Origin of the sequence: Taibaiella lutea, from assembly GCF_008629695.1 — a bacterium.
In the GTDB taxonomy this organism is placed as follows: domain Bacteria; phylum Bacteroidota; class Bacteroidia; order Chitinophagales; family Chitinophagaceae; genus Taibaiella; species Taibaiella lutea.
On sequence record NZ_VWSH01000001.1, the window covers coordinates 144775 to 162900 of the forward strand.

General features: G+C 39.4%; 17 protein-coding genes. 9 read left to right on the plus strand and 8 right to left on the minus strand.

All coding sequences use genetic code 11. The annotated features are described in order from the left end of the window. Positions 1-215: 215 nt before the first annotated feature. From F0919_RS00600 to F0919_RS00630, 7 genes are all read left to right on the plus strand, one after another. Positions 216-1619 carry a BamA/TamA family outer membrane protein gene (locus F0919_RS00600; protein WP_150030773.1) on the plus strand — a complete coding sequence of 468 codons (1404 nt, stop codon included), beginning with the start codon at positions 216-218 and terminating at the stop codon, positions 1617-1619. A 96-nt stretch (positions 1620-1715) separates the two neighbouring features. Continuing rightward, positions 1716-2594, plus strand: coding sequence for an NAD kinase (locus tag F0919_RS00605; protein WP_150030774.1), 879 nt, complete (start codon positions 1716-1718; stop codon positions 2592-2594). An 82-nt stretch (positions 2595-2676) separates the two neighbouring features. Then, entirely contained in the window at positions 2677-3270 is a 594-nt protein-coding gene (locus F0919_RS00610) for a LemA family protein (RefSeq protein ID WP_150030775.1), read from the plus strand. Between the two features lie 60 nt (positions 3271-3330). Further along, the gene (locus F0919_RS00615; RefSeq protein ID WP_150030776.1) at positions 3331-3795 is read left to right on the plus strand and encodes a TPM domain-containing protein; all 465 of its coding nucleotides are present in this window, start codon (positions 3331-3333) and stop codon (positions 3793-3795) included. An 18-nt stretch (positions 3796-3813) separates the two neighbouring features. Then, the gene (locus tag F0919_RS00620) at positions 3814-4620 is read left to right on the plus strand and encodes a TPM domain-containing protein (RefSeq protein WP_190277203.1); all 807 of its coding nucleotides are present in this window, start codon (positions 3814-3816) and stop codon (positions 4618-4620) included. Between the two features lie 144 nt (positions 4621-4764). Then, entirely contained in the window at positions 4765-5562 is a 798-nt protein-coding gene (locus tag F0919_RS00625) for a TIGR00266 family protein (RefSeq protein ID WP_150030777.1), read from the plus strand. Between the two features lie 202 nt (positions 5563-5764). Further along, complete coding sequence (locus F0919_RS00630) at positions 5765-6976, plus strand: DUF2252 domain-containing protein (RefSeq protein ID WP_150030778.1); 1212 nt, start codon at positions 5765-5767, stop codon at positions 6974-6976. Between the two features lie 12 nt (positions 6977-6988). Here F0919_RS00630 and F0919_RS00635 read toward each other — a convergent pair whose 3' ends face one another. The 4 genes from F0919_RS00635 to F0919_RS00650 form a co-directional block, all read right to left on the minus strand. Then, on the minus strand, positions 6989-8221 hold the full coding sequence (locus tag F0919_RS00635) for an S-adenosylmethionine:tRNA ribosyltransferase-isomerase (RefSeq protein ID WP_150030779.1): 1233 nt from the start codon (positions 8219-8221) through the stop codon (positions 6989-6991). Positions 8222-8313: 92 nt separating this feature from the next. Continuing rightward, positions 8314-8976 (minus strand): LutC/YkgG family protein, encoded by a 663-nt coding sequence (locus F0919_RS00640; RefSeq protein WP_150030780.1) that lies wholly within the window; start codon positions 8974-8976, stop codon positions 8314-8316. Between the two features lie 43 nt (positions 8977-9019). Continuing rightward, a complete protein-coding gene (gene xerD / locus F0919_RS00645; RefSeq protein ID WP_190277205.1) occupies positions 9020-9925 on the minus strand; it encodes a site-specific tyrosine recombinase XerD in 906 nt (301 codons plus the stop codon). A 21-nt stretch (positions 9926-9946) separates the two neighbouring features. Then, positions 9947-10405 carry a MarR family winged helix-turn-helix transcriptional regulator gene (locus F0919_RS00650; RefSeq protein ID WP_150030781.1) on the minus strand — a complete coding sequence of 153 codons (459 nt, stop codon included), beginning with the start codon at positions 10403-10405 and terminating at the stop codon, positions 9947-9949. A gap of 108 nt (positions 10406-10513) precedes the next feature. On the opposite strand from F0919_RS00650, the gene F0919_RS00655 reads away from it, so the two are divergent. Continuing rightward, positions 10514-11461, plus strand: a complete 948-nt coding sequence (locus F0919_RS00655) for a YihY/virulence factor BrkB family protein (RefSeq protein ID WP_150030782.1) — start codon at positions 10514-10516, stop codon at positions 11459-11461. A 61-nt stretch (positions 11462-11522) separates the two neighbouring features. Further along, positions 11523-12047: an ExbD/TolR family protein gene (locus tag F0919_RS00660; RefSeq protein ID WP_190277207.1), complete on the plus strand. Its 525-nt coding sequence runs from the start codon at positions 11523-11525 to the stop codon at positions 12045-12047. A 13-nt stretch (positions 12048-12060) separates the two neighbouring features. On the opposite strand, the gene F0919_RS00665 is transcribed toward F0919_RS00660, so the two are convergent. The 4 genes from F0919_RS00665 to F0919_RS00680 all read right to left on the minus strand — a co-directional run bounded on the left by F0919_RS00665 (position 12061) and on the right by F0919_RS00680 (position 18096). Then, positions 12061-13320 carry an ABC transporter permease gene (locus tag F0919_RS00665; RefSeq protein WP_190277210.1) on the minus strand — a complete coding sequence of 420 codons (1260 nt, stop codon included), beginning with the start codon at positions 13318-13320 and terminating at the stop codon, positions 12061-12063. A 202-nt stretch (positions 13321-13522) separates the two neighbouring features. Further along, complete coding sequence (locus tag F0919_RS00670; RefSeq protein WP_150030785.1) at positions 13523-15604, minus strand: insulinase family protein; 2082 nt, start codon at positions 15602-15604, stop codon at positions 13523-13525. A 64-nt stretch (positions 15605-15668) separates the two neighbouring features. Continuing rightward, the gene (locus F0919_RS00675; protein WP_150030786.1) at positions 15669-17000 is read right to left on the minus strand and encodes a M16 family metallopeptidase; all 1332 of its coding nucleotides are present in this window, start codon (positions 16998-17000) and stop codon (positions 15669-15671) included. A 154-nt stretch (positions 17001-17154) separates the two neighbouring features. Beyond that, positions 17155-18096: a DUF5777 family beta-barrel protein gene (locus F0919_RS00680; RefSeq protein WP_216629348.1), complete on the minus strand. Its 942-nt coding sequence runs from the start codon at positions 18094-18096 to the stop codon at positions 17155-17157. Positions 18097-18126: the final 30 nt, after the last annotated feature.

The following is an 18126-nucleotide window of genomic DNA, read 5'->3' on the forward strand; positions in this document are numbered from 1 at the left end:
TTTAACCTAACTGCCTATAATTAAATGTAAACACGTTATCAGCAGATAGCGTTTATGCTCTCTACGGATAGGAGTTGGTACCCTATCCTATTTTATGTCATCCTTTCAGGACTTGATGTAGAATCAATGCAATGTCTCTACAAACAGAACCTTTAAGTATATAATATTGTATTTGGTATAACCTATATCTTTGCCCACAAAATACGCCTGCTGACTTGCGATTTATCCTGTTATTTGTTGTTTTGCTTTTTTCCTCCCTGCTTTCATCCGGTCAGGGAAATGAGGCATGTTACAATATTCAAAAAATAACGATCACAGGAAGGCATAAGACTAAAGACAGGATTATATTAAGGGAACTGAGCTTCAGGGAAGGTGATTGTATTCCCAAATCGTCTTTCGACACTTTGAACGACCCGAATCTTTTACCTGTAAATGAATTTAACAGGAAACGACTGATCAATCTCAAGCTGTTTAATGAAGTTAAACTTACCTGGCATTTATTGGAGGGCAATGCTTATGAACTGGAAATAAATGTGGTTGACAGGTTTCCTGTCATTCCGGATCTGGCATTTGATTTTGCCGACAGAAATTTTAATGTGTGGTGGACAGAGCATAATCATGATTTTTCAAGAATCAATCTTGGCGTTGCGTTGGTGAATAATAACTTCAGGGGGAATCATGAAACGATAGCGGTTCTGGGTCAAATAGGCTATACACAGAAAGTAGGCCTGACTTATGCGCGGCCATTTATAGATAAGGATCAAAAACATGGTTTCGGCGCTTCGGTATTCGGTTTGCAGAACCGGGAGATTGCCTATAAAACAGAAAGCAATAAGCTTAAATTCCTGCGGAGCGATAATAACTTCATGCAGCGACGTTTCGATGCTGCTGCATGGTATACATTCCGGCCTAAGTATGCTTCGACACATTTGCTCCAATTGGGTTACCATCATTACTGGATAAGCGATACGATTGCTTACCTCAATCCAAATTATCTGGGTGATGGACATACACAGGAAAATGTAGTGCAATTGACATACCGGTACGAATATAACGGGGTTGACAATTGGGAATACCCTCTGACGGGTAAGCGGTTTATAGGTACACTGGACAATAAATATGCTTTGGTAAATCAGAAATGGCAATCGTCGTTAAATATTCAGTTCGACCATTATTTCAAACTGTCGAAAAAATGGTATTTAGCGACGATATTGCGGGCAAAGGGCTCTGTACCACAGGACCAGCCGTATATTTTCAGGCAAAATCTGGGATATGATTATAGCTATGTGAGGGGCTATGAATATTATGTCATTGACGGTTCCTGCTTTGGGATTGTGCGGTTGGATCTTAAACGGGAATTGCTAAACAAGAAAATTCTGCTACCTGTAAAGTATTTTGAAGTAATACCTATAAGGATTTATGCCAAGGCATTTGCGGATGCAGGAATAGGCTATAATAAATATGCCGCTCTCGATGGTGATCAATTAAATAACAGGTTGCTGTATGCTGCAGGTTTTGGCATCGACATCATAACTTTGTATGATATTAAGGTGAGGGTTGAATACACGGTTAATCACCTGAATGAAAAAGGTTTATATTTACATAGAAATGGAGAATAAACAAGCCATCAGTTTATAGTGGTCAGCCGTTAATGAATAGAGCACCCGCGCGGGCATCTCTGTTTTTATCAAACAATAAAAAGACATTTCAAATAAATGCTAATTGCTTTATACAATCGTGTGTTTGAAGAATCAGACATTCCATTGCTTCAACATACTTTTCAGATTTTAAGAGAGAACCATGTGCAGGTTACGGTTTATAAAGATTTTTATGAACGTATGCAGCCGCATGTTGAATTTAAAGAAACGCCTCTGCTATTTACAGGTTATGATGATCTCTGCCGTAATACCAATTGTATGATCAGCCTTGGCGGCGACGGTACGATGTTAGATACTATTTGTTTTATAGGGGATACAGGTATTCCGGTGATAGGCATTAATCTGGGCAGGTTAGGATTTCTGGCTGCTATCCCTGAAAATGAAATTGATATTGCATTGGGAGGATTAATCCGCGGGGCTTATACAATTGATAAAAGGAGCTTGCTGCATCTGGATTCAAGCGTTCCGTTGTTTGGAGAAAGCCCTTTTGCGCTGAATGAATTTACATTGCACAGAAAGGATTCTTCTTCGATGATTAAGATACACACTTACCTGAACGGAGAGTTTCTGAATACTTACTGGGCTGATGGGCTGATTGTCTCAACGCCTACAGGCAGCACAGGTTATTCCCTGAGCTGTAATGGCCCATTGGTTTTTCCGCAGACATCAAGTTTTGTAATTACTCCTGTTGCGCCGCACAATCTAAATATAAGGCCTATTGTGGTTCCTGACAATAATGTTATTTCATTTGAAGTGGAAGGCCGTACGGATAACTTTCTTTGTACACTGGACAGCCGGGTGGAAACTATTACAAGGAGTGTTCAACTGGCTATTAAAAAGGAAGATTTTTCTATAAACCTTATCAGGCTTGATGAGCATAATTTTCTTAAAACAATTCGCCAAAAGTTGTATTGGGGAATTGATAGCCGAAATTAAAATAGTATTACCCGAAATTTTACCGAAAGGGGTTTGGGAACTCAATTTTATACTTATTTTTGAATAAATAAAATACATAAAAATGAAAAAAGGTCTTTTAGTAACGCTTGCTATTTTAGCCATTGTACTCATTGGAGGATGCAGCATATACAAAAGTTATCAAAATGGATTAAACAAATCATGGAACGAAGTAGAAGCCAAATGGGCTGATGTTCAGAATCAGTATCAACGTCGTGCTGATCTTATAGACAATTTAGTGGCAACAGTAAAGGGCGCTGCTGCGCACGAGCAAAATACATTAACAGCTGTTATTGAAGCAAGGGCCAAAGCAACACAAATGAATGTGAACGCATCTGACCTGACTCCTGAAAAGATGCAGGAATTTCAACAAGCTCAGGGACAATTGAGCCAGGCGTTAGGCCGTTTGATGGTTGTTTCGGAAGCTTATCCCGATTTAAAAGTAAATCAAAACTTCCTGGCATTACAAGATCAGATTGAAGGAACAGAGAATAGAATTACTACAAGCCGGAAATATTACAACGATGTTGTATTGGTTTATAATACAAAAGTCACCAATTTCCCAACCAATATAGTGGCGGGCGCTATGGGCTTTCAGAAACGTCCGACTTTCAGCGCAGATAAAGATGCACAAAAAGCGCCTAAAGTTCAGTTCTAAACACAGCAATACTTATTCACAAAAAGGCGGTTAATACCGCTTTTTTAATTTCATACAACCATGTTTGGATTATTGAAATCAAAGAAGGAACCTTTAATAGCGGATGCTGAACAACGAAAAATTGTAGAGGCTATCAAAAAGGCGGAACGCAATACTTCGGGAGAGGTACGTGTCTTTGTGGAATCGCGCTGCAGCTATGTTGATGCAATGGACAGAGCGAAGGAAATATTTTTCAAATTACAAATGGACAGGACGGAAGAACATAATGGTGTATTGGTGTATGTTGCGCTTGAAGACCGTCAGATGGCTTTGTACGGAGATGAAGGTATTTATAAAAAGACCGGGGGAGACCCTTATTGGGTTTATGAATTGAATATGATGAAACGTTCGTTTCAGGAAGGCAAAATAGCGGATGGTATTGCAAATTGCGTTATAAATATAGGTACAGCATTAGCACAACATTTTCCGTATAATATTGACACTGACAAAAACGAACTGCCTGACGATATCGTTTTCGGCAATTAACTGCAAAGAAAAAATAAAATGAAATCATTATTCTTAAAAAGACTGGCAGCCTTCGGCCTGTTGTTGCTGCTGACTTTGACCGCGTTTGCAGATGATTCAAAGGAATATCCGCAACCAATGAATCCGCCAAGACTGGTCAATGATTTTGCCGGCATGATGAATCCGGATCAGCAGGCTGATCTGGAACAGATATTACTGAATTACGAAAAGGCCAGTTCTACGCAAATAGCTATTGTTACTGTCCAGACGCTGAATGACCATGATGTGGCCGAATATACCATTGAACTGGCGCACAGGTGGCAAATAGGCCAAAGCAAAAAAAACAATGGTGTTTTAATTCTTGCATCGGCAGGTGACAGAAAAATGTGGATTGCTACGGGCTACGGCATGGAAGGGGTGTTGCCGGATGCTCTGGTAGGAAGGATTGTAAGGAATGAAATGCGGCCTGAATTTAAAGACGGCAATTATTATCAGGGTTTTAAAAACGCGGTCAGCGCTATTATAGCCGCAAGCAAAGGGGAATATACGAATGAAGACAAGGGTTCTGATGATCGTAAAGGTACGGGGGCAGGGTTTATTGTTTTGTTTATAATTATTATCATCGTTCTTGCCGTCATAAAAGGTGGCGGTGGCAGAGGCGGTGGCAATTATATGAGCCGCAGAGGCGGCGATTTCCTTACAGGTGCCATTATCGGAAGTTTATTGAATGGCGGCGGAAGAAGTGGCGGCGGTTCATGGGGAGGAGGAAGCAGCGGAGGTGGCGGCGGTTTCGGTGGTTTTGGCGGCGGCGGTTTTGGCGGCGGCGGAGCCGGAGGTAGCTGGTAGATGTTAGACGTTAGATATGAAATATGAGATGTGGATGTGGATGTTGAATTTAAGATGGTGAATGATAGATGTATGAAATCCTGTCTCTCTAATTTGATATATTTTTAAACTAAACCATAAATAAAAAAATCAAACCAAAGGAAAATGATAAGCAATCACGAAATTGATTACAGGATTGTAGGAGAAGAAATGCAGTATGTAGAGATTGAACTTGATCCTAACGAAACTGCAGTTGCAGAACCCGGCGCCTTCATGATGATGGATGACGGTATTGCAATGTCAACGATTTTTGGAGACGGCAGTAACCAGCAACAACAAAGCGGGCTGTTGGGCAAACTGTTCAGCGCCGGGAAAAGAATGTTGTCCGGCGCCAATTTATTCATGACCACTTATACTAACATGGGTCAGGGAAAGAAACATGTTTCTTTTGCGGCGCCTTATCCGGGTAAAATCATTCCTATAGATTTACTGAGACTCGGAGGAAGGGTTATCTGTCAGAAAGATAGTTTTCTTTGCGCTGCTAAGGGCGTTTCTATTGATATAGAATTTCAGCGTAAACTTGGCACAGGGCTTTTTGGTGGCGAGGGCTTCATTATGCAACGGTTGGACGGCGATGGCATGGCTTTCATGCATGCGGGCGGACATGTGGTGGAACGCGAATTAATACCGGGAGAAGTTGTTAAGATTGACACAGGTTGTATTGTGGCATTTACTTCTTCGGTTCAATACGATATTGAATTTATCGGAGGTATTAAAAATACATTGTTTGGTGGCGAAGGTGTGTTCTTTGCAACATTGCGCGGCCCCGGAAAGGTATGGATACAAACATTGCCGATAAGCAGGCTGGCTGGAAGAATATTAAGTTATGGAACTTACAAACGCAAAGAAGAAGGCAGTATACTGGGAGGATTAGGCAATTTGCTGGACGGAGACGGGATATAAGCGTTGAAGACCTTTCCAAAAGGAGGAATCACTTATGTGATTCCTCCTTTTTTGTACCATAAATACTGTGCCATTTCTTAATAACATTATAGTAAGCATTATTGTGTCATTGTTTTTAAACAAAAATGTCTGAAATGTATTATAGTGTTGATTCAGTATGATTTTTTGCGCTGAAATTCAATGACCATTTTAACCTATACCTATGTCGGACTTAGCAAATCGATTGATTAATTTTAATAAAACCCGCCTTGCCAATGTACTTCAATATAAATACGATGCTATGGCAGAAAACATTTTTCGTTTTTACAGAGGCACCTGTCATATCTTCTATGAAAACCTTCAAAAAATAAAGAACATCCCTAAATCACCGCTGACATGGATTTGCGGCGATTTACACCTTGAAAACTTCGGTAGTTATAAGGCAGACAACAAACTTGTATATTTTGATCTGAATGATTTTGATGAATGCATTAAGGCTCCCGCGCTTTGGGAGGTATTACGGCTGATTACAAGTATTTTCATCGCCTTTATTTCATTGGATATAGATCAGGATCAGGCAGTAAACCTGGCTACGCTTTTTATAAAAACATATAGCCTTACTTTAGCCAGGGGTAAAGCTGTGAGTATCGAACCCAGAACAGCAAAAGGAATTGTTTGCCAATTTCTGAAGGGCGCAGATAAAAACAGTTATAAAGATATACTGGCTAAAAGGACTAAAACAAAACATAACAAGGTTATCTTCTCGCTGAAGCATGAAAGGCACTTTCAGCTTGATAAGAAACTGAAGGAACAGCTTATAGAGCACATGACAAAATGGATAAGGCTGAACAATAACAGTCCTTATAATTATGAAGTGAAGGATGCTATCTTCCGGCTGGCAGGCACGGGAAGCATAGGAGTGAAGCGTTATCTGTTCCTGTTAAAAAGTACAAAATCGAAAGATGATTATCTGCTTATCGACATGAAACAAGCTTTACCTTCTTCTTTACAACCATTTTTAAGAAACAGGCAACCCGAATGGCAATCTGACGCGGAAAGAGTTATAGCAATCCAGCAACGAATGCAGAATATGTCGTCTTCTATGCTAAGCACTTCTGAATTTCAGAATGACCATTATGTGATGCAGGAATTACAACCGGTAAAGGACACTTTGAAATTTAAGATGATTAAAGATCAATACCGCCATCTTTATCAGGTTATTGATGATATGGCTGTACTTACTGCGTCGTCGCAAATACGCTCCGGGGGAACAGATGGCTCGGCAACTATAGATGAACTTAAAGCGTTTGGAAATTCCAAAGACTGGCAGGATGAGATATTAATGTGTGCTATTCAGTTAGCAGCAATAGTCAAGCAAGATTATAAGCAGTATTTGAAGGATTACAGAAGAGGTGCATTTAATCAGGAAACCTGATTTCAAAAGTCATCAATGCTTCCAGAGCAAACAACCGTCACCATAACTCAAGAACCTGAAATCGCGCATCAGTGCGTACTCGTATATTTCACGCCAGGCCTCGCCTACTAATGCGGATACAAGCAGCAATAAGGTGGATTGAGGCTGATGAAAGTTGGTAACCAATCCTTGTATTACCCTGAACTGATAGCCGGGGGCAATGATAATCTGGGTACGCATGATGATCTTTTGCTGCTTTTGTTGCTGCAGGTATTGCAATACTGCTTTATATGACTCTATCGCAGTCATTTCACTATCCTTATCATAAGGATACCATTGCGGCACTGCAATGCCTTCGAGGGAATCAATATCTTTTCTGTGTAAGCGAACGCCAAGCCAATAAAGGCTTTCGAGTGTTCTTGAAGATGTAGTACCGACTGCAACAACTGGCAAATTTTGTTCCAGCTGCTTAATGACTTGCTGCAATAATTCCGGTGAAGCTTCCAACCATTCTGCATGCATATCATGGCCTTCCATCGTATCGCTCTTCACAGGCTTAAATGTTCCTGCTCCGACATGTAATGTTACAAAGCCCGTTTTAAGCTGCTTTTCAGATAAGCGTTGTAACAATGATGTAGTAAAATGCAAGGCAGCAGTAGGAGCAGCTACACTTCCTTCATGCTGTGCAAAAATAGTCTGATAACGTTCTTTATCTTCCGCATCCGCCTCTCTGTTCAGATAAGGAGGCAAGGGCACTTTTCCTGCAATCTGCAATGCTTCTGCAAAAGAATATTTTTTATTCCAATTTAGCTTCAAAATGAAATATCCCTGTTGTTTCTCAGCAACCGCAGCTTTTAATTGCAGATCATTTACTGCATCATCCGCAACCGATAATTGTAATACCTGTTCATCTTTCCATTTGGCTGCACCGCCTACAAGACATTTCCAATATACTTCTCCGTATTGCAGCATCGCTGTCTGAACATCGGGATATCGTTCATCTGCTTCCAGACAAAATACTTCAATTTTTGCTCCGGTAGGCTTTTGAAAAAGCAGCCTTGCGTGAATTACTTTTGTCTCATTAAAAATAAGCAAGGTATTTCCGGGCAGATATTGATCCAGGTTCCGGTATACATCTTCCGTAATTTTAGCACCTTCAAATACGAGCAGCCTGGACGCATCTCTTTCTGACAGAGGATATCGCGCGATTTTTGCATCAGGAAGATGATAGGTAAAATCTTTTATTTGCAGTAAAGAAGGGTGCATTCTTGGATGTTAGATGTTGGATGTTAGATTTCCTGTCTCAAATAAGGGTAGTTGGATACTAACATCGAATATTAGAAAATCAGCAAATAATTTTATTGATTAAGGAAGAAACAAAAAACTTCCTTTGGCCCGTGAACGCCTGTTACCAATGTTTTTTCAATGTCGGCAGTGCGGCTTGGTCCGGTATTCAGATTAATCATGGACGGGAGCTGGTCGTTATATTTTTGCTTCAAAAATTGTAAGCCATCCCCGATATCGGCAACAATCTGATGTGCCTGTAAAACCACAATATGTACCGGAAAATATACAGGCGCTACCCTACCGTGATTCTGATGGCTGCTAAGAAGAAAACTTCCGGTCCTTGCTATGGCTGTTTCACAGTCGGTAATGCAAGCTTGTGCATGGTCATGCTTCGGATTAAATTCCCGTACAAAAGAAACGCCATTATTCACAAGGTAAGAGAACAATGGTTTATGTGCACAAAGCACTTCCGTCCAGCCACGGCTTTCAGCTAATAATTTAAGATTGGCCAAAAGATCTTCCTGTGTGTTGCAAAATACAAAATGCCCGCCCGCATTGGTAAATGAAGCAGCAAAATGTTCTTCCATTGTACCCTCGTTCATTGTTGCAAAAAGGGATGCAATTTTTGTTTTTTCCACTTCCGGAAATGGCAATGAAATGGCATCTTCCTGCAAAGCAGTCCTGATTTTCCGCAATATATTTTCCTTGGCCTTGGATGTTTTGAATGTTTGCATACAACGTAAAACGGTTCAGCGGACGAAGTTAAATGATTTATGGTTAATGAAAACGGGGATGGTATTTTTCCAATGTCATACGCAGGAAATTCCGGTCGAGATGTGTGTATATTTCTGTAGTGGTAATACTTTCATGTCCCAGCATTTCCTGAACTGCTCTCAAATCCGCGCCACCTTCCACAAGATGGGTAGCAAAGCTATGCCTTAAAGTATGCGGATGAATATTCTTTCTGATACCCGCATTTAGACCGGCTTCTTTTATAATGTAAAATATCATTACTCTTGATAAGGCAGCGCCTCTCCTGTTGAGAAACAAAGTGTTTTCAAAACCCTTCTTTGGTACCTGATGTACCCTGATATTCTCTTTGTAAAGGTTTATATATTTCACAGCTTCATCACCTATGGGTACCAATCTCTCTTTATTACCTTTACCAATTACCCGAATAAATCCTATGTCCAGGTACAGATTAGTGATTTCCAGATTAACAGCTTCGCTTACACGCAGGCCACTGCTGTACATTACTTCAAGTATGGCGCGGTTACGCTGGCCTTCAGGCTTACTATGATCTATGGAAGACAGCAAAAGCTCCACTTCTTCAATTCCAAGCACATCGGGCAAAGCTCTTTTTAGTTTGGGAGCTTCCAGTAAGTCTGTGGGATTTGATTTAAGGATGTCTTCCAGCATAAGATATTTAAAAAAAGATTTTATACCTGAAATAATTCTTGCCTGTGAAGCCGCTGCAAATTCCTGCAAGCTGGCCGATGCAAGAAATTGCTGTAAGTGTTCCAGTTCAATTTTTTCAAAAGATAATTCCGGAAATTTTTCATTCAGAAAAAGGGAAAACAAATCAATATCATGCAGATAAGCTTCTACAGAATGCTTCGATAAAGATTTTTCTAACTGCAAATAACTCTTATAGCCTTTGATATAGGTCTGCCAGATTTTCATTTATAGATTTTCAAAAGCAATTTAAGCTATATTCCTGATTGCATCCAGCCAATCAGCCATTTCTCTTGCCTGTTCTTCCGACAAAACATTGCTTATGTCGTTAATTGCTTTCTGAGCAATGCTATCGGCCTCATTAATGACTTTTAAACCTGCTTTTGTAATCAATATATCTACTATTCTTCCGTTATCGGGGTTGTTTTTACGGGTAACCAGTTTTTTATCTATCAGCTTTTCAATGATTCTTGTAACATTAGATGTACGATGAACCATACGGTCCTGAATGGCAAATGCACCAATGGGAATACCATTCTGACCACGCAAAATACGGAGTACATTAAATTGCGGAGGAGTAAGGTTATATTTTTTTAAATCCTGCTGCATTTTAGACTGCAGGAAATTACCGGTAAAAACGATGTTCAGATAAGCTCTTTGAAAGTCATCACGAAAACGAGACATTCTCAATTCCTGTTCCAATTTCATTGAGGTAGATAATTTTGAGGTTGTTGTGTTTTAATTATTCTAAATTTGACAACATGTTATAAAGTGACTGAAGATATCATAAATGAAACATGCATTATCAAATAGAATATGATAGCAAAAATAAAGGAAATCATTAATAAATACTGGAGAATTTTAAAAGATGCGGCTAACGGTTTTTCAGATGACAAGGGTATGAAGTTAAGCTCTGCCCTGGCTTATAGCACCATTTTTTCATTACCACCTATGCTATTGCTTATTATTGTTTTTGCAGGAACGTTTTATGGTAAAGATGCGGTAGAGGGGAAAGTTTTTATAGAACTAAGGAGAATATTTGACGATTCGGAAATTGCATTACAGATTCAGGATGTAATAAGGGGGCTTCAGAAACAGCGAAACAGTACAATGGCTACCATTATAGGTTCCATTGCTTTGATAATAGGTTCTACAGGTATTTTCGTGGAAATACAGGATTCGTTGAATATGATATGGGGCGTAAGGCCCAGAGCAAAAAAAGGCATCATTAAATTTTTATTGAATCGCGTCATTTCTTTTTCCATGATTATCGGCCTGGGATTTTTGCTGATTGTTTCACTGATTATAAATGCTCTTTTGATTGCTTTGAGCTCCAAGCTGGTGGAATGGTTTCCCGGCCTTCCTCTCAACCTTTTAAACTTCATCAACTCGGGTCTGATTTTCCTTGTACTTAGCTTTTTATTTTCTGTCATTTTCAAAATGCTGCCGGATGTAAGAATAAGGTGGAAACAGGTCTGGCCGGGTTCCATTGTGACGGCAGGTTTATTTCTGGTGGGTAAATTTGTAATCGGCATTTATATCAGCCAAAACAAAACAGTGAGTTTATATGGGACGGCAAGCAGCATTATTATATTGTTGCTATGGATTTATTTCTCCTCAGCCATTCTATATTTTGGCGCCGAATTTACCAGAGCTTATATAGAATATCATGGTAAAAGAATTGTACCAAACAGTTATGCCGAATACAGTGATAAACGCATTCTTAAACATTTAAGGGAAGATGAAACTAAAGAGAAAACGTAGCTTGTTTTCTCTTTTTTTATGGAAAATAAAAAATACCAGGTCATTAAAAGAAAACAATATCATGGCCCAAATACTTTTAAAATCCGACAAAGGCGGCAGGTCCAAAGCTGCGCCAAGAATAGATCTTACGCCAATGGTTGATCTTGGTTTCCTGCTTATTACTTTCTTCATGCTGACTACTACAATGAGTAAGTCCAATGTAATGGATATACAGATGCCGGCAAAAGTACCGGTAAAATCGCCTACCACATTTTACGAATCTTCTGCAATCACTTTACTGCCTGCAGCTAATCATTATATTTATTATTACGAAGGCATCTTCAATCCGAATAATCCGTTAAAAATGGCAAAAGATATTGCGGACATAAGAAACATACTGCAACATAAAAAAGCGCTTCTTAAAAATCGGACCAAGGTTGAAGAAAGAGATCTGCAGGTGCTCATAAAAGCCAATAGTGATGCAACATGCAGCGATATTGTGGCTTTGTTTGATGAAATGAATATTTCATCCGTAAAATACTATGCGATGGTTGACATCAGCAAAGAAGAAACAGCGCTGATTAGCCAAGACAACAGACCATTTTAATATTATCTGAATATCATTTTCTGGAAAACAACATCGGCAATGCACACAGGAATCCTCCGATGGCTAACATGATCAATAAAGACGGCATTACAGCTCCTATATTCCCATTACGGATAACCACCTGATTTACGCCTTCGAGGCTCCAATGCAAAGGAGATACCATTGCTACTTTTCGCATAAGATTCGGCAAAATTTCAATAGGTACCCAAACACCGCCCATGGCTGAAAACAGCACTACAGATATGGCGCCGACTGGCATTGCCTGATTAGCAGTTTTAAATACGCTTCCGACAAAATAACCATAGCTTACTGCTGCAAAGGCAATACTTAAGGCGACAGGAATCAATAACCAAGGGTGAAGCCCCAATGTGAACGACTGCAATCCAAAGACAGGCAACAGATAGACACCAACCCAGGTCATTACGAAAAACTGAAAGACGCAGACCAATATGTAAAATACAATTTTACCTATGCTAACGGGCGTATTTGCGTTAGGAATAAGCTTGATGCGCACATCGCTTCCTTCGTCACGCTCTCTGATCATATTACCGGAAATAGGCACCACAATAAGAAACATACCGAATATGGTCCAGGCGGGTACATTGTGCTGTGTGGAATTAACTTGCTTTAATTGCTGGCCATTGTCAAGGCTCCTTTCTATTACGGATAATCCCTGAAATGTGCTCAAATCGACAGGAGTGGCGTTATTGGCGCCATTCAGTTTGGATAATCGCCCCAAAAGCACTTCCATCTTTACTTTTGAAATATATTCGTTCAATGCAAAAGTCAGTGAGCTCCTGAAAGAAGGCTTTACAACGGGATCGAAAACGAGTTCGATATCGGTAGATTTAATGATATTATTAACCGGCAACGCAGCAGGCAGCTGCATAGATGCTGCCAATTGATTTGCGACTTTATTAGACATGTTTACCATTGTCTTTGTCGCATCTTCGGGAATAATAATACCCATTTTGTATTTTCCGTTCCGCAGGTTTTCCTTGAAACTTTTATCATTCAAAATATCATTATCTGCCGAGTCTATTACCACAAAGTTTTTACTCATTCCAATCTGTTCTACAATTTTCTTTCCTACATCGCCTTTATCGTTATTGATTACCAGAATATCAAACTTCATTTCCTGATAATCTTTATAGGGAGCTTCCTGTACAAGCGCCATTACAATAATCAAAGCAGCCGGCATGATGAGTAATAAAAGCAACCCACCGGGATCTCTTATGAGTAGTAAAAATTCTTTTCGGATAGTAGCAAACAAAGGAACAGTATTTATTTTTGAAAGAAACGGGAGGCTGAAATTAAAGATTTTAAGGCAACTTTTTATTGAGCTGTCAGCTTATCTGCAAATTACATTGTTTGCAGATGGATGCTAAAATATTTTCAGGTTTTTGGGAAATGTATCCGGTCTAAAAAAGTAAAGCCCTGCCGTATGGCAGGGCTTTACTTTTTTAAGATAAGAACTATTTAAAAGCCGAAGCTTTCAAACCTGTATTTGCTTCAATTGAATCGAATGCAATTTTTTGTGCAGGTTGTCCGGCAGCACTTATGCTTATGGAAAAAGGCATTTTATAGCCGTTACCGTTTTTAATCTCTTTATAATCGCCAAAAGTAGAAATCTGGATACCTTCTGATGATTTCTTGATTTCCTTTACTTTTAATCCACTTGCTACATCATAATAAGAAAGTGTTTTATCTTCGGAACCGGCTTTTGAAGTTTCTACTACGTAGGCTTCTTTACCATCTACATCTTCTTTACTGATAACTTTCAAGGTATTGCCATATTTTTCAGGATGCAAATCAGCTAACAAGTCAGCTTGTTCTTTTGCTTCTGCCAGTTTTTTCGCATCAAAATCCTTCGCTCCCTGACCGGCCTGAGATGAATATCCTTTATCTCCGTTCAAAACTTCTTTCTGAACTTCACCGTAACCGCTTACGATGATAGACATCATCCATTGTGTAGGAGGAATTGTTTTGATAATAAGGTTAATTTGCGCACCATTTGCTTCAAACTCTGAAGACATTGTTATATCCTTGATAGCTTCCAAAGCTGTTTTGCCTCCTGTAGCTTTGATATAATTATCAATAACTGTTGCAGCGGAAACACTATTATCTACTGCTTTAGGCGCTTCGTTTTTAATAGGATTGCCGGCATAGTCATAATAATTGATGGTACCGTCTGTGCTGTATTTGGTTAATTTAGCAGCTTCGCCTTTATCACCCACTACAACGATGTTTGCTTTATCGGCATGAATGTATTTGTCGGCAGTTGATTGTACATCAGCGGCGGTAACAGCATTCAGCGTTTTCAGGTAATTTTTGTAATAGTCTTTTGGCATGTTATACCTGTCGATATTAATTGCATAGGTTGCAATTGTCGAAGGATTCTCAAGACCAATGGCAAAAGTTCCTGTCATGTAATTTAATGTGTTTTGCAAAGCATCTCCGTTAACGGGAGTCTTGCGCAAATTGTTCATTTCATTAATGATTTCATTTACGGAACTGTCGGTAACTTCATTACGCGCCTTTGCATATGCCTGGAAATGGCCTACTATCTCATCAGATGCAATTTGTGAATAAGAACCATAAGTCCAGCCATGTTGTTCACGCAGGTTAAGGAACAATCTTCCCTGAGAAGAGCCACCAAGAATTTCATTCAGAACTTTTGCTCTGATAACATCAGGTGTACCCGGTTTCAATTCTATAGGATAAGTAATACCGATTACACTTTGTACAGCGCCTTCACGCGGCACAAATTGCACAATAGCTTTATCCGGTTGCGGAGTAGCGGGATAAGTTGCAGACGGAACATTTGCTTTTTCCCATTTGCCAAAATACTTTTCAGCCATTTTTTTTGCATCTGCAAAATTAACATCACCTACAATTGCAAGATATGCTACGTTTGGTCTGAAATAGGTTTTGTAATAGTTGTTACAGTCAGCCAGTGTGATATTACCTAATGTTGCTTCTGTCGTTATCTCTCCGTAAGGATGTTGCTTTCCGAAATTCAAAACAGCGGAAACGTTTTTCAACATTTCATCAGGTTCATTTTTGCTTTGCTCGAGGCCGGCTTGTGCTTGTTTCTTTAACTTGTCTAATTCGCTTTGCTGAAAATTGGCATTCATCAAAGCATCACTCATTAATTGTAGTAATTTGTCCTGATGTTTTACCAGTGAAGAGCCGCTCATACCATCATTAGATGCATCAATAGAAGCGCCTATCAAGTCTGTTTCTTTATCAAACTGGTCTTTGGTTAAAGTTTTGGTACCGGCTGTAATAAGTTGACCGATAAATTCATTGACACCCGTTTTGTCACCTTCCGCTTCCGGATGAATGTTCAATAGAATATTATAGGAAACTCTTGGTAATTTATGGTTTTCAACTACAAAAACTTTAAGTCCGTTTGGTAAAGTAAAGGTTTGAGCGTCTGCCAGTTTAATTTCAGGTGCAGGACCGGGTTGCGGACGAATGCTGCGATCTAAAGTCTGCGCATTAACCGAAGTCAATAAAGCTAATGCTGCTATGGATAATGTTACTTTTTTCATTTTTGTTAATTTGAATGTTTTTGAATGAGATTTTTAAAACCGGAGATGATTTTCATACATCCGCTTATCCCTTTTTCTCCATTGATTTTGGAAGGTAATAAACAACCGTTCTGTTACTCTTATTCAAATATTTATTAGCTACGCGTTTCAAATCTGCAATAGTAAGTTTCTGATATTTTGCCAATTCGCTGTTCACAAGATTAGTGTTGCGGAAATAAGTATAGTTTGACGCTAAATTTTCAGCAATACCGGCAATTCTTGCATTCTGCGATACGAAGTCTGTTTCAGCCTGATTTTGTAATTTGGTAAATTCTTCTGTTGAAATTTCACCGGTTTTTACTTTCTCAATTTCGGCATCCATTGCTTTTTCCAGATCTTCAGGACTTACACCCATATTACCGATACCAAAGCACATTACCAAACCCGGATCTTCCAATGGGAAGGAGAATGAACCTACTGCTACTGCTTTCTGGTCTTTGTCAACGATTTGTTTTTGGAAGCGGGAGCTTGCTCCTTGAGATAATAACTGATTTAATAAATTCAAGGCGTAAGAATCGTCAGAACCCATTTTAGGGCTGTGATAAGCAAGAATTACAGCAGGTAATTGAACATTGTCATAAAAATCAACATGCTTTTCAGCAGTTTGCTCTGGCTCTGCGTTGGTTGGTCTTGGAATAGCTTTTGTCCCTTTTGGAATAGAACCGTAGTATTTTTCAATCCATGCTTTTGTCTGGTCAGGGTTAATGTCACCTGCTACAACCAGTACAGCGTTATTCGGAACATAAAACGTTTTATAGAAATCCTGGAATTCGCTGTAGCTTGCCTGATCGATATATTGCGCAGAACCAATAGGTGTCCATTTGTAAGGATGTGTTGTATAGGCATTGGAAAACACCGACTCCAGCAAATGGCCATAAGGACGGTTATCGTAGCTTTGTTTCTTTTCTTCTTTTACAACTTTACGTTGCGTCTCAATACCTATGCTGTCAATTTTTGAATGAAGCATTCTTTCCGATTCCATCCACAAAGCAAGCTCTGTCTGATTGGATGGCATAGTCTGGAAATAATAAGTACGATCCTGTGAGGTATTTGCATTCAACACACCACCATTAGATTGTATCAATTTCATGTATTCGCCTCTTTTGATGTTTTCGGAACCTTCAAACATAAGGTGCTCAAAAAAGTGTGCAAAACCGGTACGTTGCGGATCTTCATTTTTTGAACCCACATGATACATTACAGATACATTAACAATAGGAGTGGTATGGTCTTCATGCAAAATCACATGTAGTCCGTTAGGTAAATCATATTCTGTGAATTTGATTTCTCCTTCTTTAGCAGAAGCTGATAAAGCCAACGCCGACAGGATTACAGAACTTAAAATAAAACGTTTCATGAAAATTATTTTTTATAATTGCTCGCAAAGATAACAGATAAACCTTTTAATCGGCTCACACTAAATGGGGGAAATTGAAGTTTTTTCTGTCAATTAAAGAGAATAAAAACAGGCATAACTTTCGTTATGCCCATTTGCTTCTCTAAAAATATCATCAGTAAATACTGTTTCTGCTGCCTTCAAATTCCTTCGGTTTCACAATCTGGAATATTCTTGAAATATTAAACCCAAAATGTATCTGTCCTTTGCTCCAGGAATCTGATGTCTGACCTATAAAAGCACGTTCCGTAATACCGGTGGAGTTTGTAAAAAACAATTGGAATACGTGGCCGCCTGTTTCAATATCTATACCAACAGACAAAGAGTTTTTTGTGTCTGTCAATTTATATCCCGGAATCTGATAATAATATTCAGCCGTCAATGATATGCGGTTAGAAAGTTTTGCCCTGCCACCTATTCCGACAGCCAAAACATTATTAGGATCCACATCCAGTGGAACAAGATTGTAATGAATAATAGTCGGCATTAATTGCAATGAAAATTCGTTGTTGAATTTACGGGCAATCAAAATCTGGTTAACATAACAATTGCGGTAAGCAAACTTATATTCGACACCGGTTCCCAAATCGGGAGCAGCATCAGATTGCGTAGAAATGGCGCCCACATAATCCAAAGTAACAGGTATGTGGTTATCTTCCGTCTGCGCCAGTATTTTGGCTTTTACATAGCCTTCGTACTCTTTATTGTAAGTGCTGCGGCTTACGCCCACAGTCAATCCCCTTGTAATGCCGTAATCGAAGCCTAATTGTGTTACCGCGCCATCCAAACCAAAAAACTGTTTCACGCCACCATCAATAGAACCAAAGCGATGCGAAATTTTAAAATCCAGCACACCCTTCCCTGTTGTTTCAACACTTTGCCCGTTAATGATACGGGTTGTCTTGAAAGTACCGGTCACCGGCTCGTGAGCGCCCGAAGGTTCTGAAGCATTGAGCATGTCTGTCAGATTACCTGAAGTGGAGTTATCAGTTTGTGCGTGCAATAAAACGGGAGCCTGAAAAAAGGCAATGAAAGAAAGTAAAGATAAATAACGCATTGATTGTATTTGTAAAAATGAAATTACTGT